Source organism: Pantanalinema rosaneae CENA516, from assembly GCF_050753385.1.
In the GTDB taxonomy this organism is placed as follows: domain Bacteria; phylum Cyanobacteriota; class Cyanobacteriia; order Leptolyngbyales; family Leptolyngbyaceae; genus Pantanalinema; species Pantanalinema rosaneae.
Genome location: NZ_JBLZFZ010000009.1, coordinates 39817 through 63421, shown reverse-complemented (window position 1 = coordinate 63421; position 23605 = coordinate 39817). Strand labels below are relative to the sequence as shown.

Here is a 23605-nt window from a genome sequence, read left to right as displayed (position 1 = left end):
ACCCACAGGGGATGAGACTGGTTAGAAGATGTAGATCCTGAAAAGTTTTGGGAAAGATTTATTTCGCCTCCATCCAGTTACTTCCGGCATGAATTTCTACCATTAATGGGATAGACAGTTTTACCGCCGATTCCATTGTTGACTGAATTGTCGATTTTAATGTATCCCATTCCTCAAGCGGCATTTCTAATATCAGTTCATCATGGACTTGCAACAACATCCGGGCATTGTACCCCGCTAACTGCTGCTGAAGTTTAACCATTGCCACTTTAATGATGTCCGCACTCGATCCTTGAATCGGGGCATTTGCCGCTGCCCGCAGGAGTTGAGCATCATTCTTATCACGGGTTTTAATACTATCCAGATTTAATTCCTGAGGAGGCATACCTCGCAATTTCTTGAGTTCCGAACCCGCAAAGTTAAAGTATCGTCGCCGTCCCAGAATCGTTTCCACATACCCCTGGGCGATCGCCTCTTGCTGCATTTGCTTCAAATAACGGAATACCCTGGAATAGCGTTCATTAAAGCGATCGATAAAGGTTTGGGCTTGTTTACGAGCGACATTCGCTTCCCGAGCAAACCGCGAGGCTCCCATGCCATAAATCACCCCAAAGTTGATAATTTTACCTAACCGCCGTTCTTCTACCGTGACAGCCTCCTTCTCAAACAGCAGTTGTGCGGTCAACGTATGCACATCTTGTCGATTTTGGTATGCCTCAATTAACACAGGTTCTTGACTCAGGTGCGCTAAAATCCGGAGTTCAATCTGGGAATAATCAGCCGCCACAATCACCCAACCCGGTTCTGGAATAAACGCTTTGCGAATTTGCCGACTAAAGGCTGTACGAATCGGAATATTTTGTAGATTCGGGTTCGATGAGGACAAGCGACCTGTAGCGGTAATCGTTTGGTTGAAATTGGTATGAACTCGCTCAGTATCCTGCCGCATCAGGTTAGGCAACGCATCAACATAGGTAGACTTCAGTTTTGCCAAAGTGCGATGGTCAACAATCACATCAATCACCGGGTGATCACCCTGCAATTTCTCCAATACCACGGCATCCGTAGAATACCCCAACGTCGTTTTGCGGGACTTCTTGCGATCGAGTCCTAACGTCTCAAACAACAATTGACTTAACTGTTTTGGAGAACTGAGATTAAAGGTTGCACCGGCTATTTCATAAGCCCGTTGTTCAATTTCCGCTAACTCTTGCTCCAAATGTTGAGATAGTTCCTTCAAATAGGCACAATCAATGCGCACTCCCAACGCTTCCATCGCCGCCAACACTGGTTCTAAGGGTTGCTCTACATTTAAAAGTAATTGTTTTAGGGCTGGAGTTTGTTCTAGTTCTGCCATCAAAATTGGCATCAGTTGAAACGTGGTATAAGCATCCATCCCGCAGTAATCCGCTACGGCTGGAATCTCGATGTCCGCGATCGTTTTACCTTTAGGAACCAATTGTTCATAGCTTTTCGCAATGATCCCTAGATGCTTGCGTCCTAAATCACTTAAATTGTGACTTTCCTCCGGATTAATCACATAACTGGCTAACAGCGTATCGAAGACAACACCATCCAGCTGAATTCCTTGAAATTGCAATACCAGGCGATCGTACTTGGCATTCTGCAACACCTTCGGATAGTTCGGATGCTCCAGGATTGGGCGCAACGCCTCTAATACCAGATCGCGATTCAAATTGGCACCATTTGTATGCCCGATCGGGATATAAGCCACTTGATTCGGCTGATTTCCCCAACAACAACCAATCCCCACCAACCCGGCATCACGCGGTTCCAGAGAAGTCGTTTCCGTATCCCAGGCAACGGGTGTTTCCGGGTGGTTGCGCGTTTGTAACGATTGCACCAAAGTTTGCAGTTTTTCTGGCGTGTCAATAATCTGGGGAGTCAGGACGATCTTCGGTTTGCTACGAGCGAGTTCGGTTTCTTCCGGGCTAAAGAACCACAGATCATCATCCTCCTGCGCGATCGTCAGTCCCTCAATCTGTGGTCGTTCAGGTAAAGCGTCTAGTGTTGTCTCCACCTCCGCGATCGCTTCTACTGAACTACCGCCAAACTGTTGTTGAAGTTTTTGAAACCGCTTAATAAACGAACGAAACTCTAGCTTTTCTAAAAAGGGTAGAACCACATCTTGATCAAACCCTTTTAATCTACAATTCTCTAGCTCAATATCAAGTGGCACATCCAGATGAATTTGTGCCAGATATTGTGAGTGCAGGGCATTATCTCGTCCCTCCTCCAGCTTCTTGCGGGTGGCTCCCTTAATCTGCTCGATCGCCGCATACACCTGCTCTAGCGAACCATAGGTATTCAGCAATTGAGTTGCTGTCTTCTCCCCAATACCGCGCACCCCAGGAATATTATCCGAAGAGTCACCACACAGCGCTTTAAAATCCACGACCTGCGACGGTAACACCCCCATCTTAGCCTTCACCTCCTCCACGCCAAACTCCTTAGGGGGAGGGGTACCTTTACCAAACGTGCTGCTGAGATACAACACTTTGACAGTTTCATCCGGATCAATTAATTGAAATAAATCCCGATCGCCACTCAGAATCCTGACCTGAAATCCATTCTGGCTGGCACGACGAGCTAGCGTCCCAATAATGTCATCCGCCTCATAACCAGGAGCCGTCAGCACAGGCAAATTCAAAACTGCTAATAACTCTTGCAGATTTGCCAGGTTAGGTAAAAAATCCTCCGGCACATCCGGTCTTCCCGCCTTATAAGTGGTATCTGCTTCATGCCGAAAGGTTTTCTCCCCCATGTCAAATGCGATCGCCACATACTGCGGCTGTTCGGTTTCCATCACTTCCAACAATGCCTTCAGGAAACCATAGGCAACACTGGTCGGAATGCCGCTTTTGGTTCTCAGCCCTCCATCACGACCTTTAGCAAACGCAAAATAGGCGCGAAAGGCAAGCGAATGCCCGTCAACGAGAATCAACATGGGTTTGGTGGAAGAAGGATCGGCAGCCAAGGGATTGACCTGAGTGAGTGGATGGACATGCCCCATTGTATCGAGTTCAGCCGGGATCGATAGGGGAGACTTTGATCCCCAAACCGACCTAATTCAAACGGCAGAGGTCGATCGCTCCCTAGATTAAGTCTCTGGTGGGAGGTTTGTCGGTCAATCCTGCCCTAATTTAGGAACTATCAGAGCTAGCAGCCAACATTGCTCTAATGATCAACTCTCTCATGTCAATACAGGATGGTTAGACCATGAAAACTAAGCTGCAATACTGGGAACAAAACAGCGAATTGGAACTATTTGTGAAAATGGCAGCGTTGCCCCTCGCATTTTTAGGATTATTACTTATCCTCAGTCTCACATTGTTCAACTATTCAGAAGCAACTCAGCCAACAGAATTACCCGCGATCGCCTACCAGAATCCCTAGATTAAAACTGCCAATCAAGCTCCATTTCTGAACTATGAATTCCTGCGAATAGTTAGAGGTTTCTGTTACAAGTTTAAGTTTAATAAATTTTAGTGAGTTAGCCGTTTTTGGCTTGAGTCCAGCGTTACAATGGCTTTTCTGATCAAATTTGCCATACATTTCTTGCCTGGTATCACTGCTGACAACATCATGCTAAAAACCTGAAATGGAAAGCAAGAATTGATGTTGATTCTGTAAATCTGGCAGATATACGACAGTCCTGACATACAGAAAAGTATAATGATGGTAGGATTACGGAAGCAAATAATCAGGAAAGCGGAAACTATAGAAGCTAAAGATTGTCTTAATAGTCAGAGGCAATTGTAGTGCTCTCCTATCTCAAGTCAACAGGAGGAACTGATGACGAAACGGCTTGCCAACCTCCATAGCACCACTCACGCCAGAAGCTTACCCCAAACGGGAAATTCTGAACTACCCCTGTTTGTGCAGTGCGCCCTACTCACTGTGGGATTTTTACTCCTAGTCGCGCTATTTCCCTAGGGATTTTCGCCAATTCCTTCACCGAGAAGGATGTTTTCCATCACTCACCCTTAAATATCACGATTGGGCGATCGACTGAGCCGGATGGTCTGGGCTAGGTCGATCGCTATCAATGTAAACCACAATCCGTACTGGGCCATATTGTTGGCGTAACGCCCGTTCTACCCGCTCAATCACAGTTCGGGTCACACTGGCAAATTCGGGATGCAGGATCAGGTGCATTTCGACATACACCAGGCGACCAACAATGCCCCGCGATCGTAAGTCGTAACAATGCAGAATTCCTTCCACTTGATGAATAGTTTTTGCTAACGCCTCCGGCGCGATCGCCACCTGCTGTAACATCGACGGCAACTGTCGGTTGAGTAACTGCCAACCATTCAGCATCAGTAAAGCCACCATCACCAACGTCAGGATCGGATCAATCCAGGTCAGTCCTTGCCAAATTCCGACCAATCCTCCCAACACGAACAACGCTAACCAGCTATCCTGCAAACTATGCGCCACACTCATACGCAGAGTTGAACTTTCCAGAAGCCGAGCCTGTAACCGAATAAAAAAGCTAAGACAAAAGCTAATGGCTGCCGCCAATCCCAGAATTTGGATTAATGGTAGGGTAATTTTGATCGGGAACTGAATCCCCGGATTCAACACCAGTAATTGCAATTGTTGCACCGCGATCGCCAGCAAGTTAAATCCCGCAAACCCCAAAAAGGCAACCAGCAAAAAGGTCAAAACCGCTTCGACCTTACTATGTCCCCACAAATCCCGTTCAATGCCATGCCGCGACGATACGGCGACCAGGCTCAAGAAAATACTAAAGCCACTCAGTAGCGTATGTAATGCCTGGGACACTAAACTCATCGACTGGGTTGCCCAACCAATCCATAGCTTCATTGCCAACACTAATAATGTTAACCATAGGACTGCCAGCAGTACCCGATGGCTCGCCCGACGACGACCCTGGACTTCACTCATAGCTCACACCTGGATTCATGCCGTCTTCATTATCGGCAGTCATTCCCAGGATGCACGAAAAAATTGCAGATTGTTCGCTAGTGATCTGACCAAGCGTTCAAGATTTGGGCGATCGCGGTTCATCTCTATTCCCCCTTGCATGATCAATCCAATCTGTCCCGACATGACAACTGCCATACGGTGATCGATCGCCCTGTATCCGAACGAAACGGATGATCAATGTTAGCCTCAATAATGAATTCACGGGAAATTGAGTCATCATCATGCAGCAATCACCTGCTAGTCAGCCCACCCAGTCCGTCAGTGCTAACCCGGCTGATATCCGCTTACTCGTTTTAGATATTGATGGCACGATCGCGGGGATCTCCAACCAGATTAATGCCTCCGTCAAACAGGTCGTTCAGGCGGTGCAAGCTAAAGGCATCAAAGTCGCGATCGCCACCGGGCGCATGTATCGCTCAGCCTTACGATTCCATCATGACCTGGGAGCCGATCTACCGTTAATGACGTACCAAGGGGCACTGATTCAAGACCCAACCACTCAAACCGTCCTCCGCCACTGGACAGTTCCCAAAGATCTCGCGGCTCAACTGCTGGATTATTTTGAACAACCCGAACTCCGGGATCTGCTCTCCGTTCACTTTTACATTCAGGATCAGTTGTATGTGCGTGAACTCAGTCCCGAAAGTCGGAGTTATGCTACCCGTTCAGGCATTCAACCAATCGCCGTTGGCGATCTACGCACCACCCTCGATCGAGAACCCACCAAAGTCTTGGCACTGACGGATGATGCCCTGTTGATCGATCGCATTCTGGGACATCTGCGGGCACAGTACACCCCCGCCGAACTCTATCTCACAACCTCCGTTGCCACTTTTTTTGAGGCGACCAATCCCCTAGTCAATAAAGGAACCGCCGTCCGCTATCTGGCAGAAGAGTATTTAGGTCTGCAACCCCATCAGGTCATGACCATTGGCGACAATTTTAATGATCTCGAAATGCTTCAGTATGCCGGAATTGGTGTAGCGATGGGAGATGCCCCAGATGATGTTAAAGCGATCGCCGATTGGGTGGCTCCCAGTGTAGAGGAAGATGGAGCGGCTGTGGCGATCGAGAAATTTTTACTGTGATGTCACTGGAATTTAAATCAGAAAGAGCGCCGACGACTGTCCGTGTTTCGTCTCGGCGCTCTCGCTGGTTCGCTCCTCACACCCCTAGACTATAACCGACTGTCATAGATTTGTCATCTGATCGAAACATTGGAAGAACTTATTTTTAGAGCTAACTATTATCTTTAAAACTAATACAAGCTGGAACTTTAAGATCAGAAAGAGCGCCGACGACTGTCCGTGTTTCGTCTCGGCGCTCTCGCTGGTTCGCTCCTCACACCCCTAGACTATAACCGACCGTCATAGATTTGTCATCCTTTTGTCATATCAGAAATAGTTATTTGAGTCCCACCTGCCAGGTTGTGCCCTGCTGTTGGGCTTTCAGCGTTTTACAGGATCTGAGGAATGCCGAATATTTCTGTGGTATGGCTAATTTCTTAATCACTGCGGTGATTGGTTGTTGATAAACCCGATAAAACTGAGTACCCAACACATTGATGTCCACCCAACCGTTTGCAGTCGCCTTAGCCAGTGGCTTGAGTAGCTCAACGATCGATTGTTCTAACTCAGCGGCAGTTTGGGGTAGGGGCGGCGTTTGAGGTTGTGGTGGTTGCTTGGCTAGGTCAGAGCTGGTTTGAACAGCTACACTTTGACCTTGTCCATTATTTTCTAAGCTGATCGCTCCTGAGTTAGCTGGCTGAATTGGTAACTCAAATAGGGTAATGAATGGTTCTGTTTCTTCTGAAGGTTGATGGACGACAAAGTCCGTTGGTCGATCGGTAAATAGATCTCTTGCCTTTTTGCCTGGACAGTAAGTTGATAGCATTTGGCTGATCGTAATTCCCGTGTGTTGCTTGAACAGTTGGGACACTCTCGACAATCTGATCCATAGATTAGAGATCCGAGCCTGTTCAGCCTGGATCAACAGTTTGAGTTGGGCTATTCCCTCTTCCAATGTTGGTATTTCAGGGGCAGGGCTATCAGGGTAAGTCTTAATTTCTCCTGTTTCGGAGTTCAGGATGGTCACAGCGTCGTTTTGCTTCCGCACCTGATAGACGATTAAGCCCTTCTGCCGCAGTTTGGTGCAAAGGCTGGTCATGACTTTATCAGAGGAGCAGACTAAAATCTCGCGGGCAGTTGGGTAATGTTCGTGGATGGACGACCCGATCGCAATCATCTTGCCATCCGCCATATCATTCCCGGATGGAACATGCATCAGGTCATAGCCGCGATCGTGTAACTCCTGATCATACTTGCCTAATTTACGCCAGTTGGCAAAGGCAATTTTCACCCGGAGGGGATGAGTGCAGGTGTTGGCGAGAAATTTTTCAGTTTCCAGATCGGGTTGCAGGTTTTCGGCATCCAATAGCAGAATCGCGATCTCGCTGAGATGGGTTTTTGGACGATCGAACGTTTCCGTTGAAGCGGGTTGGGAAGTTGTTGGATCGACTGGCTGGGTCGTGTCAGGATGGAGGAGTTCGCGAACTTGTTGGGTGAGTGTTGGAAAGGCAACAGACTCGAACCAGGCAGGCAGCAATAGTAACTTGAGAACTTTTTCGATTTCCTGGATTAGCTGATCAGTCGTGGCGATCGCCGCCAACTTTGCCGATAGTTTTTCAATAAACACCTGAGTATGAGCCGGATGCTGCCAGGGTAACGCTCGGCACTTTTCCACCAGCAGTTCGGGAGTTTGGTCATGGACGACGGCGATCGCCCGAGTAATAGCAGTACAAATCTGACGCAGGATCGTAGGGTCGTTCACAGGCAGTGGTGCGATCGGCAATACCAATAAGGATCCTCTACAGGAAAAAGTCAAGTTTTTCCGGGTCAAGCGGGGTGGAAACGTCTCTTGGATGTCAATTAATCCTTTGAATGTAAAAAATCAGTAAATTTACTGTCTTGGGATAGGTAAATTCCTAGAACTTCCCATATAACTAGAACAGTAACGAATCAGGACTGGCAACTGAGTGGAATGCGAGGCTTGTCCAGCTAGGTTTCCTGTAGGTCAACTCACTTGAGGTAATGATTGACCGTATCTTCTAAGTGAATGCTTTCAGGTGATGTCCTAGCCAAGCAAGACATATTCAGTTGACTGAAACTGAAGTAGAGGGTGTCTTGTTCTATCTACCGTCGGTGCACTGCTAGATTACATGCCTCATTTACAAAAGCAGGCTGTAATTCAGGGTTCATTTCAGCTACGTGAGATCGAACATCTGTCCCTTAAGCTATTAACGTATGAAACTTCAAACACCTGTGTTTTCTGCGGTAGCGATCGCAGCCGCTCTGTCGGTAATTGCTGTAGCACCAGAAGCGGTCAATGCTGCCAGCATCACGCACGAAACCTCCTCCTTCTCCTTTAGTAGTAATGACTATGATGATGGGTGGTATTTTCTGGGCAGCAGCCCCTTACCTTATTTCAACGCGGCCCTGGGCACTTTAAACAGCGTCACCTATCAAATCTTAGGTGACTCTACCGCCAGCATCGCAGTAACCAACAATGATGACCAAGACCGATACATCTCGGCAGGAGTTTCCACCTATGGTTATGCTTACCTTATGCCGCAGGGGAATTGGTGGTGGAGTGGGTACAATAACGGAGCTTATGCATCTGTTTACCAGACGCTGACACCAGGGGCAACGGCATCGGACAGCCAAACTAATAACTGGTTCGGCTCATACCCATCCACCTACACCGATAGCTATGCCTTGGGGCAATTTACCGGAGCAAGCAACTTTGACGTTAACTTCTATGGAAGTTTAGACTCTTGGGTCAACAATGTTCGTAATGTTTCAGTCAGCTCAGCTTCAACCAGTGGGCTAAGAGCCGCTATCACCTACGACTACACCCCCGTTCCGACCCCCGCCCTGCTACCTGGACTCCTAGCAATGGGGGTCGCGGCAATCCGTAAACGGAAAACTGAAGTGGATGGTTAATTTCACCCAATGTTTGGGGTTCTGAAAAGGTTAAACGCATAAAACGGAATGTCGTTATTCTGAGGGAGGACTATTGCTTTAGTCCTCCTTTTGCATCAGCTTTCTGCCAAATTAACCAATTCAACCAATGGGGAACGGTCATAGTTGTCAGCGATCGTGTACCGATCGCCCTCGGAGCTTCATAATGAAGATGGACGCTTTACATTGCTTCACAACATGGCAAGAGATCTGCGGGGTTTTATCAAACTGCTGGAACAACGGGGACAACTGCGGCGCATCTCCGCGTTAGTCGATCCGGATTTGGAGATTGCCGAAATTTCTAACCGGATGTTGCAGTGTGGGGGACCGGCTCTGCTGTTTGAACGGGTCAAAGGATCACCCTATCCGGTAGCGACGAACCTGATGGGCACAGTGGAGCGGATCTGCTGGTCGATGAATATGCAGCAGCCGGAAGAATTGGAGGATCTAGGTAAACGGCTGGCGATGTTGCAACAACCCAAACCCCCGAAGAAACTTGGGCAGGCGATCGAGTTTGGTAAGGTGCTGTTTGATGTGCTGAAAGCCAAGCCGCAACGGGATTTATTTCCAGCCTGTCAGCAGGTGGTGGTCAAAGATAATGCGGTGGATCTGAACCAGATTCCGATGATTCGCCCCTATGCGGGGGATGCGGGCAAGATCATTACCCTGGGATTAGTGATCACGAAGGATTGCGAAACTGGCACACCGAATGTCGGCGTATATCGGCTTCAGCTTCAGTCCAAAAATACGATGACAGTGCATTGGCTCTCGGTGCGAGGGGGAGCTAGACATTTAAGAAAAGCGGCGGAACAGGGGAAAAAGCTGGAAGTCGCGATCGCGTTAGGCGTTGATCCCCTAATCATCATGGCAGCCGCAACGCCGATTCCGGTGGATTTATCGGAATGGTTGTTTGCCGGATTATATGGGGGTTCCGGGGTGAATCTGGCGAAATGTAAAACAGTAGACCTAGAAGTACCTGCCGACTCCGAATTTGTCCTGGAAGGGACGATTACCCCAGGCGAGATGTTACCGGATGGGCCATTTGGTGATCACATGGGCTATTACGGTGGGGTGGAAGATTCACCGTTAATCCGCTTCCATTGCCTGACGCACCGTAAAGATCCGATCTATCTCACAACCTTTAGCGGTCGTCCACCCAAGGAAGAAGCGATGATGGCGATCGCGCTCAACCGCATCTATACCCCAATTCTGCGGCAACAGATTCCTGAGATTGTTGATTTCTTTTTGCCGATGGAAGCCTTGAGCTATAAGGCGGCGGTGATTTCGATCGATAAAGCCTATCCGGGGCAAGCTCGTCGTGCCGCCCTGGCATTTTGGTCAGCCTTACCCCAGTTTACCTACACCAAATTCGTGATTGTGGTGGACAAGTCGATCAATATTCGCGATCCGCGTCAGGTGGTGTGGGCGATTAGCTCCAAAGTAGATCCCTCGCGGGACGTGTTCATTCTGCCGGATACGCCATTTGATACGCTGGATTTTGCCAGTCAAAAGCTCGGTTTAGGCGGACGCATGGGCATTGATGCCACCACTAAGATGCCCCCCGAAACGGAACATGAATGGGGTGAAGTGTTGGAATCTGATCCATCCGTAGCGGCAATGGTCGATCGCCGGTGGGCAGAATATGGCTTGGCAGACATTAACCTCAGTGAAGTCAATCCCAATCTGTTTGGTTACGAAGTCGGTTAGATCGCTGACAATCCCGATCGCGCTCTAGATGCCGCCTATCAATCCGGTTGCCGATCCTGCTGCAAGGGATTGCCTGGTTTTCGGATGGTAAAGGAGATCGATCGGGGCGATGGGGCACTCGGTTTCCGGAGCGTGAATGACACTGGGCGGGTCGATGGTTTGGCGGCGGTTTCGGATTGCACCGGAGCAGCGGCATTCTGGTTGAGTGTTCCTGAGTTTGGGGGCGGAGAAGGCAGAGGCGGTTCCTCATAGTCCAAATGAAAGGGTAGATCGGTTAACTTGTCATAATTAGAGGCAACCGCCAAAAACACACCGCCCAGAATAAACACTGGCAACGGTAACGAGAATTGCTTCATCCACTGAAACAACTCGGCAGCACCAAACAGCAAAATAAAGCAGGTTAACCAAACTCGCATCTGCCTATCCCGGACTGACTTCCATACATAAGGACGACTACTTTGCAGGATACTCGATATTTTCAGTTTTGACCGGGGAAAAACCACGGTTGAGCCATCAGGCTCACAGCTAAACTAGGGTGATGGGTTGGGGCATACAGGATGGAAAATTTAGAGCAAGTTACTCCAGAAACGATTCAGCGGGTAGTAGAACTGCGCCAATTGGTGCAGAAAGCCAGTTATGCCTACTATGTGCTGGACGAGCCGATCATGGAAGATTCAGTCTATGACAAGCTGTATTATGAACTGCTGGATCTCGAAACTCGCTACCCAGAACTGATTACCCCCGACAGCCCCACCCAGCGCGTCGGTGAGCGTCCTGCCAGTCAGTTCACCTCCGTTAGACATAACATTCCGCTATACAGCCTGGAAAATGCCTTTGGTAATGAGGATTTGGCAAAGTGGCAGGAACGCTGGCGACGGGTGGCTCCGGCTGTAACTGAGTTTGACTATGTGTGTGAACTAAAAATTGACGGTTCCTCGATCGCCCTCACCTACGAGAACGGCGTTTTAGTCCGGGGAGCTACCCGAGGTGATGGCATTGCCGGAGAAGATATCACCCAGAACGTCAGAACCATTCGATCGATTCCGTTGCGCCTCAATCTAGAGAATCCTCCCCCCTTAGTCGAAGTGCGGGGGGAAGCCTTCCTGCCCTTAGCCTCCTTTGAAGCGATTAATCAGGAACGGGAAAGAGCGGGCGAAGCGTTGTTTGCCAACCCCCGCAATGCCGCCGCCGGAACCCTACGGCAACTAGACTCAAAAATTGTGGCGCGACGCAAGTTAGACTTTTTTGCCTACACACTGCACTTACCCCCGGCAGGAACACCAGCCAATCAGACGACTGACCAGATCCAGCTAAATTTGCTGGCTGAACCCAAAGACCTGAATCCTGAATTCGCTACCACCAATGACCCGGAACTGCCCACTCCCCAAAGCCAATGGGACGTGTTGCAAACCCTGAAACATTTAGGATTTCGGGTGAATCCGGAAGGAGCGTTGTGTCCCTCGCTCTCAGCCGTACAGGACTATTGCGATCGCTGGTCAACGGAGCGCACCCAACTGCCTTATATGACCGATGGAGTCGTAGTTAAGGTCAACTCCCTTGCCTTACAACATCGTCTGGGCTTTACCCAAAAATTCCCCCGTTGGGCGATCGCCCTCAAGTATCCTGCCGAAGAAGCCCCAACGATCGTTGAACGGATCAGTGTCAATGTGGGACGGACGGGAGCCGTCACCCCCCTGGCAGAAATGCGACCCGTTCAGTTAGCCGGAACCACCGTCTCACGGGCAACTCTGCATAACCGCGATCGCATTGCCGAATTAGACATCCGAGTAGGCGACACGGTAATCATTCGCAAAGCCGGAGAAATTATTCCCGAAGTGGTGCGGGTGTTGTATGAATTACGTCCCGCCAATACTCAACCCTTCCAGATGCCCAGCCATTGTCCAGAGTGTGGGCAACCGTTGGAAAAGCCTGAAGATGAAGCGGTGACTCGTTGCATTAATACCTCCTGTCCCGCCATTCTCCGGCGATCGTTGGAACACTGGGCTTCCCGCGATGCTCTGGATATTAATGGATTGGGTGAAAAATGGGTGGTGCAATTAGTTGATCAAGGCTTAGTCCAATCCGTTGCCGACTTATATGATCTCACTACAGATCAACTGCTGACTCTGGAACGGATGGGGCAGAAATCGGCTGAGAAACTCGTGCAGGCGATCGCCGCGTCTAAACAACAACCCTGGTCACGGGTGTTATACGGCTTAGGCATTCGCCATGTTGGCAGTGTGAACGCCCAGATTTTGACCGATCGCTTTCCTAGTGTCGAAGTAATTTTGCAAGCCACGATCGCCGATATTGCCGCCGTTTCTGGCATTGGTGACATCATCGCCCAAGCCGTCCATCACTGGTTCCAAACTCCCGCCAACCAGGACTTGATCCAACGGTTGCAAGCGGCAGGATTACAGTTCGTCGGTGAAAGCAAACCCGTCGCGATCGATCCTGCTACCCAACCGCTCTCTGGTAAAACCTTGGTAATTACCGGCACATTACCCAGCTTAAAACGCGATCAGGCAAAAGCGTTAATTCAACAAGCTGGGGGCAAAGTTACCGATTCTGTGAGTAAAAAAACCGACTATTTAGTCGCCGGTAGTGAAGCGGGATCAAAACTAGAAAAAGCTCAAGCGCTCAACATTCCCATCCTGTCAGAAGCAGAACTCTTGCAATGGCTAGAAACCTCCTAAATTGCCAAAGCAGATTTGGCCGCAAACCACGATCGATCAAACCGGCAGCCTAAATGCTCTTGAATGCAGAGTACATCCTGTTCCGCATTACTAAGGCAATTGGTCGCCCCCGGTGAGGGCGTGATGTTGAACCGAATCCCACCCCCCAAATCAATTTCTGCCTGACCCAAAATTAGCTGCCCTCGGGTTTTATCAATTAGTTGGGGGCGAATTCCTCCTACACCCTGAGCAAACTCCAGATCCTCTAGTTGCAAAGAAGGAATAATTTTTCGTGCATCTTTCAGAAACAAACGGCGATTCACTAATGGCAATTCAAACGCCATGTTTTTGAACATGTAATTCCGAATGTCTCGCACTTTAAATAAATCCCACATTACCTGTGTCACTGCCCCATCCAGCCGCAGCACTTGTAAATAATCCGCCAGTGTCTGCCAGTTGCCCCGCTCTAACAACGGTAATGGCAACGCCGTGGGCCCAAAGCGAGTTTTTCCCGGTGCCAACACATCGGGATCGCCATGAATGGCAGCAAAAGGTAACTGATCATTTTGCACCGTGTAAACCTTGCCATTTAATACTTGCGGTGTGAAGTAAAAATTGCCCGCGATCGGCAGGCAGGAATATTCCAGACCAATTCCCATGCGGTGAGCGAATAATAGACTGTGCCCTCCGGCTGACACCACCACAAACCGAGCCATCAGCGCCCCATCCGCCAGCACCACCCGATAGTTTGACCCTACAGGTTCGATCGCCTGGACAGGAGTTCCCAGTTTCAAATCAATTGTTTTATGGCTGTTTGATTGGGCACGTTCAACAAATGACTGAGCCAGTAGTCCGTAATTTACCCCGGTATATTCATCAGCGATAGCAATCGCAACGACTTCTTCCGGGCGATCGTATCCATTTACCCGGATAACCTTTGGCTCCAATTCCGCAATCTGTGCCTTCTCCAACAGTTGCATCTTGGGAAAGTATGGCTTGAATTGAATATAGCGTTGTCGTAGCCGTCCACATTCCTCAGATCCAACTCCTAAAACCAGCTTGGGAAATGGATAAATCACCTGTTCGCGCTGCGATCGCGGCAACTGACTGGCATAGCGAACAAGCATTTGGGCAGAGCGTTGTACCTTTAAAGCTTTTTCCAGACTGTAATTGGTTTCAATATCGCCATAATGAATTGTCTGGCTATTATGGGTTGCTTTAGAGTTGACCGTGGCAACGGCCTGATATTTCTCTAACAGTGCGATCCGGTTTAAATCTGTAAATTCTGCCAGTGCATACAGCAGCGCCGTTCCTGCAATACCACCGCCAATAATAATCACGTCATAAACTTGGTTGAGCATTGACTTCTGTATCCTGGTTCCTTACTCAATGAGCAAATTCAGCTATAGTCGCTCTCAATGCAGCCGATCGGTCGTCGGGGGATGGCATCTTGTCACCATCCCACCTCACGCCATGACTACTGCATCACTAGTGCTGAGCCACTAGCAAGGGTGACTGTTCCGGAGTCGGAGTAATTTCTGAAACCACCTCGTAAATGGCGATTTTGGGCAGATTGATAAACAAAGGAGTCATTTTTCGCAAGATCGCTCGATGCTGTTCCTGAGCCTGATTCATATCCATCTCATGGACGCTGTCCCAGAAAATCACGGAAATGCCGCGATCGGTGCCCGGTTCCTGTAACAGGTAAGCGCCCTTAAATCCTTGATCGTAGGTGGAAACAGCCTGCTCATACAACTGCTGTGCCTCAGCAAAGCGCCCCGGTTTAAACTCCCCGATCGCAACATGAACGAGTTGACGTTTCAAACAATCATGGAAATCACTACTCATACGGTTCTCTAACTCCAATGGTAATCCTGTGAAAATAGCAAAGCACTTGAAAATAGCAAAGTCCTTGAGAGCATGATTTCAGGGGTGAGGATGTACCTTCAGGCACATCCCCTTTCCTCACATCACAACTCCTTAAATCCAATCATCATCAACCCGCGCAAACTCCTCAATTTCCTTGTAAACCTCCTTAATCCGCGCATAGTAAGCTTCCTTGGCAAACTCCCTCAGGTCATCCGTCTCATGGCAAGAACAACCCGCATGGGCAAAGCCAACATTCGTTCCGTTAGACTCAGCAGACAAGTAGAACTGCTGTGCCTCCGTTGAAGTGGCTAATGCTGTGGTAGAAGATTGACCGCTAGAGATCGCAACGGATACCGCATCAAAATATCCGGTTCCGACCTCCTGTTGATGTCGAACTGCCGTATAGCCTTGGGCTTCACTCTCAAACTCAGCCTCTTGCAGGTCAGCATAGGCCGCCATCCCCGCATGACGATAGTTCCGAGCTAACTCAAACATCGAGTGATTCAGGCAGTGGAATCCAGCCAGGGTGACGAACTGGAATTTATAGCCCATTGCTCCCAGTTCTTTCTGGAAATTAGCGATCGTCGCTTCATCCAGTTTGGCTTTCCAGTTAAACGATGGTGAGCAGTTATAAGCCAGCAGTTTGCCGGGATATTCCCGATGAATCGCTTCAGCAAATTGACGAGCTTCATCCAGGTTCGGGGTCGAAGTTTCCCACCACAATAAATCCGCATAGGGTGCATAGGCTAACCCCCGGGCAATACAATGGGCCAAGCCTGTACCCGGTTTGAGCCGATAGAAGCCTTCCAGAGTACGTTCACCTGTAATAAAGGGACGATCGCGCTCATCCACATTGCTGGTAATCAAGGTAGCGCTTTCGGCATCAGTACGAGCCACAATCAACGTTGGTACACCCATCACATCCGCCGCTAAACGAGCCGCATTCAGATTGCGAATGTGAGCCGCCGTGGGAATCAGCACTTTACCACCCAAATGACCACACTTCTTCTCCGATGCCAACTGGTCTTCATAATGCACCGCCGCCGCTCCAGCTTCAATGTAAGCCTTCATGATCTCAAAGCTGTTTAACGGACCACCAAACCCCGCTTCTGCATCAGCCACGATCGGCGCGAACCAATGGATATTATCTTTTTGATCCAGATGTTGAATCTGATCGGCGCGTTGGAACGTCCGGTTAATCCGCCGACACAACTCCGGCCCACTATTGGCAGGATAGAGACTTTGATCGGGATACATGGTATTCGCCAAATTGGCATCTGCGGCAACTTGCCATCCAGACAGGTAAATTGCCTTTAAGCCGCTCCGTACCATCTGCATTGCCTGATTTCCAGTGACAGCCCCCAAGGCATGAATGTAATCTTCCTGGTGCAGCAAATCCCAGAGCCGATTAGCACCCACTTCAGCGAGCGTATAGGAAATTTGCATCGAGCCTCGCAGCTTCACCACATCTTCTGGGGTGTGAGCCCGTTGAATCCCATCAAAGCGACCTTGAGGAGCATTGGAAATCAGAGTATCAAAACTGGGTTCAAGCATGATTAACCTCTTATAAATTCCGAAGTGAACTGAGTAATGATGCAGAAATGAAATTGCAGTGATTACAGATCAACAAGTTGCTGATAAGCGGGTAACGTCAGAAACGATTCAAACCGCTCAGCCGTAACTAACTGAACAAATAGGTCGATCGCCCGATAAAAGCTCATGTGCAGATCGTGGCTAGTGACCAAATGCGATCGAGATTTCAGTACCACTTTGGCAGACTGAATCGCCTCTGCCAGAACAGATTGAAACAGACTGCGATCGACGGTACGACCATCCACTAAGACAACGCGGTGATGGAGCCATTGCCAGACCTGTGCCCGACAAATCTCGGCAGTCGCCGCATCTTCCATCAAGTTAAACAGTGGAACACAGCCAGAACCAGACAGCCAGTAGGTCAAATATAAAATACCAACACAGATGTTCTGCTGTAGACCCTGCTCCGTCTTGCTACCTGTGGGCAGAGTCAGGAGATCCTGGGCAGTGATATGGAGATCGTCCCGCACCACTGAAACCTGATTCAGCCCCGGCATGTGCTGGTCAAACACCTCGCGAGCGATCGGCACTAAAGCCGGATGGGCAACCCAGGTGCCATCATGACCATCCTGGACTTCTCGCAGTTTGTCGGCACGAACTTTGTCTAAGGCGGCGGCATTCGCCACAGGATCAGCCCGAATCGGAATTTGAGCCGCCATCCCACCCATTGCCATTGCCCCTCGTCGATGACAGGTTTGAATTGTCAGCAAGCTATAGGAGCGCAGAAAATGTGAGGTCATTGTCACCTGGTCGCGATCGGGCAAACAGAAGTCAGGTCGATGATGAAACTTTTTAATCCAGCTAAAAATGTAATCCCAGCGTCCACAGTTCAACGCCACAATGTGGTCACGCAGCGCATAGAGAATTTCATCCATCTCAAATGCCGCCAAAATCGTCTCAATCAAGACAGTGACCTTAATTGTCCCAATCGGTAAGTTCAGGGCTTCTTGAGCGGCAATAAACACCTGATTCCACAGCGCTGCTTCGTGCCGATTCTCCAGTTTTGGCAAATAGAAATAGGGCCCAGAACCATTGGCGATTAGCTGTCGCGCATTATGAAAGAAGTACAAACCAAAATCAAATAGCGACGCTGACATGGGTTGATCATCCACTAGAACATGAGATTCTAGTAAATGCCAACCTCTCGGTCGAACAATTAACACTGCCGGATTTGGCTTCAGTTGATAAATTTTATCGATGCTGGGATCGTAAAACTCGATCGTGTGAGCGACCGCATCACGTAAATTCACCTGACCGGATATCATATTATCCCAGGTGGGACTATTGGCATCTTCAAAGTCTGCCATGAAAGCATTTGTCCCTGAATTTAACGCGTTGATCACCATTTTGCGATCGGTAGATCCGGTGATTTCGACTCGACGATCTTGCAAGTCTGAAGGAATGGCCGTGATTTGCCAATCGCGATCGCGAATTTCTACGGTTTCAGATGAAAAATCAGGTAGCCATCCCTGATCTAACTGTTGCTGAATCGTTTCTCTTAATTCAAGTAATCGCAGCCGCTCAGTCCCAAAACGGCGCTGTAGCATGGCTAAAAAATCGAGGGCTTCAGGTGTTAAAATCTCAGCATACTGCTCAGAAATTTTACCTCGAAGAATAACTCCATTAGCGATAAATCTATTATTTTGAGTGGCAACGGTAGAGGTCATATTACTTCTCACTTTCCTCGCATGACTTATCTCAAATATCTAGGTAGGTTCTAACAAAACCAATCTCTTAGAAAGTTATAGACAAGTAAAAAACAAAGAAGAATCACAACGATCGATCACCTTTTTATGGCTTAATTCAACCGCTCTCAAGATCACCAATTTGATTTTTAGATGAAGTAGTTACTCAAGTAATTACTTCATTCGGTATCTATCGAGAATATAGGGCTTCAAGAACTGTCTAATTAATTTCAACTTCTAAACTTTAATTGACAGTCTAAAAGTTGGATCGACGCAGTCTTTGTAATTAAATTGTATTTTAGTACACCAAAACCTATTCTGAGAACTGTCAAAATAAAATTTACATTTATTAATAAATTCAATACTTGATTACTTTCAATGGTTTATATGACGAATTTTTTTATAAAAAGACTTAAGAATAGAGCTTAAAAGTGGCTTCAGATAGGAGTTCTGGATTTAACAAATATATTTGAAATACATTGAATGTCAGTGTATTACATAAGGAGAATGACATAGAAAAATGTATGACAACTGAGCTAAAACTCTATGAAATTTAGTTTAATAAAACTACTATATTAAATGAATTTAAATCATCCTATGTTGGGTGTAATACATTGGCTAAACGGCTAGCATAGAGCCTTATAATCAAAAAAACTGTACCTGGACAGGCACAGTATCATCAGCTATTAAAGTTTTTAATTTTTAAACTGATCAGGGATGTTCAACTACTTAGTTTTAAACCAGGTATCAGAGAATTTTTTCATATATGAGAAGTAGTTAAACCACCAATCAATATACTCCCGGGTAGGTGGGTTAACTTGACTGGGATAGTCTGGCAACGATTCAGGATGGCATGGTGGTTGATGCTCCTTCTCTTCGTGATCAACAGATTCAATTCTCAGGGTGTCATACATCTGCTCATGACTCATTGGAATTGCCTCATGCTGCGCCAAAAACTGATTGATGGCATCCAAAATCACCTGGGAGCGATTAGGAGTTTTACCTTCCCGGCGAGGTGGATATAGTTTTTGCGCCAGTTGATCAATCCGTGCGAGTGTTTCAGGTGGAATACGAATGGATACCAGAGGAGAATTTGCCATATTTATTGACGCTGGTTTAAGAGATAACTAGATTTTTATGTACCAGGATTACTGATCTAACAGCCTAATAGACTTTTCCTAGAGGCTTCTATTTTAACAAAGGAAGTTAATCAGTTAATAAAAGTACATTCTATTCATCAACCCTCTAATGAATGCTTGGAATCAATGGGAGTTATTTACTAAAAATTTCTGTAAACGAATAGAATTGCTTATCCTTATTCAAGATATAATGACATCGTAAGTATTGGTTAATCGGGAAGCGGTAGACACCGCCCCGCTTTCCGTCTATCTGAATGGTAGAGTCTTTAGCGGTTTAGCGTTAAATGTTTACAACCTATTTTGACGGATACCAAAAGCAGTTCAATGATTGGCAAAAACAGGTCAACGATTGGCAGAAGCAATTCTTTGACACCTGGATGAGTAGTGTGCCAAGTACCAAAGATGACATCAACTTCTCGGAAGGATTCGACAAAGCATTAGGCTTCCAGGAAGAAATGGTAAAGGCTTATTTAGAAGCTCAGGAAAAAGCGAACAAGATGATGATTGACTCGCAACGGAAGTTCTGGCACGACTACTTTGAGGCGTTGCGTCAGAAGTCGGCTAAAGCGAATACGGTGACTTAGACTTAACTTTTTAACTTGGAGTTGCACTATTCCAGGTGGAATTTTAATGCCGAAAGTGTAACTGGTACTGTGTCAAATTTAGGTCATAGCTAAACCACCTCCAAACGCGATCGCGTTTGGAGGTGGTTTATTATTAGCCAAATAGTGTGGCATAAGTTGTGACATGGGTGATGCGGGGTCAGAAGCTCGTTCCAGCCCCGCAAACTAATTAGGATAGCGATCGACGGGCTAGGTTGCCCGAGCGTTTAACCAATTCGCAATCACCGGTGGTAAGTCTCGTTGCACCTTCCCACTCACATACATGCCAATGTGCCCAACTGGAAATGACTGCACTGTATAGTCCTGCGTACCCACGTATTGTTCTAACGCTAACGAAGAGGCAGGAGGAACTAAGTGGTCTTTGTCAGCATAAAGATTGAGAACAGGCATTGTAATGTTGGATAAGTTGACGGACTTATCCCCCAGCACGACCTCACCCTTAATTAACTTGTTCTGCTGATAGAAATCCTTGAGGAACTGACGGTACGCTTCTCCCGCCTGATCAGGGCTGTCGAAAATCCACTTCTCCATCCGTAGGAAGTTCAGCAGTTTGTCCTCGCTATCGACAATTTCGGGAAAATCTAAATACTTTTGAATTCCCAATTGCTGTGGCTTCAGCATCAAAAATTCGAGATTGAGAAAATCACCTGGCACATTGCCTAATGCATCCACGAGTAGATCAATATCGATCGCCTCGGAACCCAATGTACAACCGCCTCGCATATTCAATAGTGTTCCCGTCTGCTCAAAATCCACTGGAGCCACCATTACCACCAGGTTTTTGACCTTCTCTGGATAAATCGAACTGTAGCAGAGGCTAAAGGTTCCACCCTGACAAATTCCTAGCAGGGTGATTTTGTCTAGATGATGGCGATGCCGAATAAAATCAACAAAGTGATTGATATAGCCGTTGATGTAATCATCCAGGGTTAACCAGCGATCGGCTCGCGACGGATAGCCCCAATCAATCAAATAAATGTCTAAACCCAGTTTGAGGAGATTGGCAACCAGCGATCGATCTTCCTGTAAATCAACCATAAAAGGACGGTTGACCAACGCATATACAATCAACACGGGAATACCCAGGGGGTTTTCTACCACAGGGCGAAAGCGATACAGGGTAATCTTATCCTCCTGATAGACAACATCTCTCGGAGTCACACCAATTTCAATATCTTCTTCGCGTAATTGACTGAGGTTCTCAACCCCTCTGAGTAGCTTCCTGGTCAGATCTGTATACTCGTGAAGGGCATCCTCAAAACGCATTTGGGTGAAAAACGGCAGCATAGCTTCTTTTCCCTCGTTGATAGCAGATTCCGCATCATGCTGAGCAATTGAATCAGAGCGCTCAAACTGACAATTAATCCCTATTTCTGGCCTCACAATCACATTGACTAAAGCGATGGCTTCTTGGGCTCTTCAGGAGGCTGTTTTCTTGATTTTGCTGGCGGTTTGTCTGAGCTTTTGGCTGAGGTTACTGAAGGATGGGGTGCTGCTGTTCCTGAGTCTCCATCCGCCGAAGCCGCCAATGTATCCGTGGTAGCATGGGGAGCTGTAGGTTGATGTACTTCCACCTGCGCCTCATACTTCGCCAAACTAGCCTTTAAGGCTCGCACCTCTTTTCGCAATTCGTAGATGTTTTTATGCACTTCATCAACTTCACCACGGGAGGGCAAATTCATCAATTTCATCCACAGTTCCATCAAGTCCTGTTGATAGATTCTGTAGGTATTGAGCGAGTTTAAAAATCGTCCTCGGATTTTGAGATTATCTTCTGCACAAAAGGCTTGCTCATAGACTTCATCGGCAACCCGTCCCCAGATCTGCTGAAACTGCCGCCAATCCTTAACGGGTTCTCCATTTTCAGCCAGAGTTGCCAACTGCTGTATCAGAGCTTCAAAGGAGCGCATCTGAATATCTGTGAGCACAGTTTGATAATCGATGCTGTTCCGATAAAAAATCGCCCAGGCATCAAAGGCACGCAATAGCTTACCATTGAACTCACGGCTTGGCCCCAGTAGGGGACTCCGCATCAAACTGCCGGAAGACTCCTCATATAGCAAGTTCCAATACAAATTATTCAGTTCCAGCCAAGGAGTGCTCGTACCACTGACAGTTTGTTGTAAAGGTGTAACAGAGGAGGTCATGGCTCTGAGCCAAAGCTGGCTAAAGTCCTGTAACTCCGTTAGATAGAGTTGCCAAAGTTCTGTGACATCCTGGGTCGCTTTGAATGTGCCGGTCGAGCTTTGCTCAAACTGTTGACGGATCTGCTCGGAATAATTTTGGAGAAAGTGCTGCCAATCTTCTCCAGTTGTGGTTTTTGGAAAGGATTCCTTCCAGGTGTTAAAGGACAGTTGGAGAGTGCGGAGTAAGAGTTGCTGATTCTCAAAAAATCGTTGGGCGATCGAGGACGATCGCAGCCCTGTATTCCCCATTGCCTCCTGGGTGGCTGTCCCCATCAGATCAAACCAGCTTTTCCACATTTGGGTACCCACTTCAGTCCAGGTATTCACCAACTGGTCGGCAACTCCCCCCCAGGCGGTTGACTTATTATTCATGGTGGCTCCTCTTGGTTGATTGGTGATGGTTCTAAGTGTGATGGGCACCATTCACTCGCAGCACTTCACCCGTAATGAAGCTACTGGCGATCGGAGATAGTAAAAATGCCACCGCCCAGGCAATTTCCTCGGGTTTACCAAAGCGGCGCAGTGGAATTTCAGCCGTAATCTTCTCCCTGACTTTCTCAGGAATGATGCGGGTCATTTCCGTATCAATAAATCCTGGAGCCACTGCGTTAGCCCGAACATTGTAGCGAGCGGCTTCCCGCGCTAACGACTTCATCAGTCCAATCACCCCAGCTTTGGTTGCGGCATAGTTGGTTTGTCCCACATTCCCACGTTCCCCGGAGATGGAACTGATACCGACGATCGCGCCTGCACCTCGTTCATACATGCCTGGGAGAAACGGCTTAATCGTATTCGCCACCCCTTTCAGATTCACATTGATCACCGCATCCCAGTCGGCGGGTTCCAGTTTCGTGAAGAAATTGTCGCGGGTAATCCCAGCATTCGCCACAATGCCATAAACAGGACCCAATTTTTCGGTAATCTGGGCTGCCGCCGCTTCCATAGAGGCTAAGTCAGTCACATCCGCTTGAATCGCTAACGCCCCACTGGCACTGTCAGAAATTTTAATATCCGTGTAGGCAACCTTAGCGCCTAACTCTTGCAGAAAGGCAACGATCGTTGCGCCAATCCCCTGATTACCACCCGTCACCAGAATGACTTGATCTTCTAAACCCAGGGAAACCATATTCAT

Annotated in this window: 19 protein-coding genes; 7 read left to right on the top strand and 12 right to left on the bottom strand. The window is 47.9% G+C overall.

All coding sequences use genetic code 11. The annotated features are described in order from the left end of the window. Window positions 1-58: 58 nt before the first annotated feature. A complete protein-coding gene (gene polA, locus ACN4EK_RS07045) occupies window positions 59-2998 on the bottom strand; it encodes a DNA polymerase I (RefSeq protein WP_431657026.1) in 2940 nt (979 codons plus the stop codon). Window positions 2999-3240: 242 nt separating this feature from the next. Here polA and ACN4EK_RS07040 point away from each other — a divergent pair, with 242 nt between their 5' ends. Both ACN4EK_RS07040 and ACN4EK_RS07035 read left to right on the top strand, forming a co-directional pair. Next, window positions 3241-3417, top strand: a complete 177-nt coding sequence (locus tag ACN4EK_RS07040) for a hypothetical protein (protein WP_431657024.1) — start codon at window positions 3241-3243, stop codon at window positions 3415-3417. Window positions 3418-3816: 399 nt separating this feature from the next. Continuing rightward, complete coding sequence (locus ACN4EK_RS07035) at window positions 3817-3957, top strand: hypothetical protein (protein WP_431657022.1); 141 nt, start codon at window positions 3817-3819, stop codon at window positions 3955-3957. Between the two features lie 57 nt (window positions 3958-4014). Here ACN4EK_RS07035 and ACN4EK_RS07030 read toward each other — a convergent pair whose 3' ends face one another. Further along, window positions 4015-4935, bottom strand: a complete 921-nt coding sequence (locus ACN4EK_RS07030; RefSeq protein ID WP_431657020.1) for a cation diffusion facilitator family transporter — start codon at window positions 4933-4935, stop codon at window positions 4015-4017. A 263-nt stretch (window positions 4936-5198) separates the two neighbouring features. Between ACN4EK_RS07030 and ACN4EK_RS07025 the strand changes: the two genes are divergently transcribed. Beyond that, the gene (locus ACN4EK_RS07025) at window positions 5199-6065 is read left to right on the top strand and encodes a Cof-type HAD-IIB family hydrolase (RefSeq protein ID WP_431657018.1); all 867 of its coding nucleotides are present in this window, start codon (window positions 5199-5201) and stop codon (window positions 6063-6065) included. Between the two features lie 316 nt (window positions 6066-6381). Here the strand turns inward: ACN4EK_RS07025 and ACN4EK_RS07020 are convergent, their stop codons facing one another. After that, window positions 6382-7806, bottom strand: a complete 1425-nt coding sequence (locus ACN4EK_RS07020) for an NYN domain-containing protein (protein ID WP_431657016.1) — start codon at window positions 7804-7806, stop codon at window positions 6382-6384. Between the two features lie 473 nt (window positions 7807-8279). Between ACN4EK_RS07020 and ACN4EK_RS07015 the strand changes: the two genes are divergently transcribed. Both ACN4EK_RS07015 and ACN4EK_RS07010 read left to right on the top strand, forming a co-directional pair. Next, the gene (locus tag ACN4EK_RS07015; protein ID WP_431657014.1) at window positions 8280-8978 is read left to right on the top strand and encodes a PTPA-CTERM sorting domain-containing protein; all 699 of its coding nucleotides are present in this window, start codon (window positions 8280-8282) and stop codon (window positions 8976-8978) included. 216 nt (window positions 8979-9194) lie between these two features. After that, window positions 9195-10703, top strand: coding sequence for a UbiD family decarboxylase (locus ACN4EK_RS07010; protein WP_431657012.1), 1509 nt, complete (start codon window positions 9195-9197; stop codon window positions 10701-10703). Window positions 10704-10741: 38 nt separating this feature from the next. Here ACN4EK_RS07010 and ACN4EK_RS07005 read toward each other — a convergent pair whose 3' ends face one another. After that, on the bottom strand, window positions 10742-11119 hold the full coding sequence (locus ACN4EK_RS07005) for a hypothetical protein (RefSeq protein WP_431657010.1): 378 nt from the start codon (window positions 11117-11119) through the stop codon (window positions 10742-10744). 141 nt (window positions 11120-11260) lie between these two features. On the opposite strand from ACN4EK_RS07005, the gene ligA reads away from it, so the two are divergent. Continuing rightward, on the top strand, window positions 11261-13399 hold the full coding sequence (ligA, locus tag ACN4EK_RS07000; RefSeq protein ID WP_431657008.1) for an NAD-dependent DNA ligase LigA: 2139 nt from the start codon (window positions 11261-11263) through the stop codon (window positions 13397-13399). Here the strand turns inward: ligA and ACN4EK_RS06995 are convergent. The 5 genes from ACN4EK_RS06995 to ACN4EK_RS06975 form a co-directional block, all read right to left on the bottom strand. After that, window positions 13396-14739, bottom strand: a complete 1344-nt coding sequence (locus tag ACN4EK_RS06995) for an FAD-dependent oxidoreductase (protein ID WP_431657006.1) — start codon at window positions 14737-14739, stop codon at window positions 13396-13398. The two genes, ligA and ACN4EK_RS06995, sit on opposite strands and share 4 nt — an antisense overlap. Before the next feature lie 127 nt (window positions 14740-14866). Next, the gene (locus ACN4EK_RS06990) at window positions 14867-15226 is read right to left on the bottom strand and encodes an antibiotic biosynthesis monooxygenase family protein (protein ID WP_431657004.1); all 360 of its coding nucleotides are present in this window, start codon (window positions 15224-15226) and stop codon (window positions 14867-14869) included. 132 nt (window positions 15227-15358) lie between these two features. Continuing rightward, window positions 15359-16801 (bottom strand): isocitrate lyase, encoded by a 1443-nt coding sequence (gene aceA / locus ACN4EK_RS06985; protein WP_431657002.1) that lies wholly within the window; start codon window positions 16799-16801, stop codon window positions 15359-15361. Between the two features lie 62 nt (window positions 16802-16863). After that, window positions 16864-18507, bottom strand: coding sequence for a malate synthase A (aceB, locus tag ACN4EK_RS06980; protein WP_431657000.1), 1644 nt, complete (start codon window positions 18505-18507; stop codon window positions 16864-16866). Between the two features lie 743 nt (window positions 18508-19250). Continuing rightward, on the bottom strand, window positions 19251-19625 hold the full coding sequence (locus ACN4EK_RS06975) for a CopG family ribbon-helix-helix protein (protein WP_431656998.1): 375 nt from the start codon (window positions 19623-19625) through the stop codon (window positions 19251-19253). Between the two features lie 323 nt (window positions 19626-19948). On the opposite strand from ACN4EK_RS06975, the gene ACN4EK_RS06970 reads away from it, so the two are divergent. Then, a complete protein-coding gene (locus ACN4EK_RS06970; protein ID WP_431656996.1) occupies window positions 19949-20248 on the top strand; it encodes a thylakoid-associated protein in 300 nt (99 codons plus the stop codon). Window positions 20249-20476: 228 nt separating this feature from the next. Here ACN4EK_RS06970 and ACN4EK_RS06965 read toward each other — a convergent pair whose 3' ends face one another. The 3 genes from ACN4EK_RS06965 to phaB all read right to left on the bottom strand — a co-directional run bounded on the left by ACN4EK_RS06965 (window position 20477) and on the right by phaB (window position 23599). Beyond that, window positions 20477-21574, bottom strand: coding sequence for a class III poly(R)-hydroxyalkanoic acid synthase subunit PhaC (locus tag ACN4EK_RS06965; protein WP_431656994.1), 1098 nt, complete (start codon window positions 21572-21574; stop codon window positions 20477-20479). A 107-nt stretch (window positions 21575-21681) separates the two neighbouring features. Next, complete coding sequence (phaE, locus tag ACN4EK_RS06960) at window positions 21682-22845, bottom strand: class III poly(R)-hydroxyalkanoic acid synthase subunit PhaE (RefSeq protein ID WP_431656992.1); 1164 nt, start codon at window positions 22843-22845, stop codon at window positions 21682-21684. Window positions 22846-22876: 31 nt separating this feature from the next. Continuing rightward, window positions 22877-23599, bottom strand: coding sequence for an acetoacetyl-CoA reductase PhaB (phaB, locus tag ACN4EK_RS06955; protein WP_431656990.1), 723 nt, complete (start codon window positions 23597-23599; stop codon window positions 22877-22879). Between the last annotated feature and the right edge of the window lie 6 nt (window positions 23600-23605).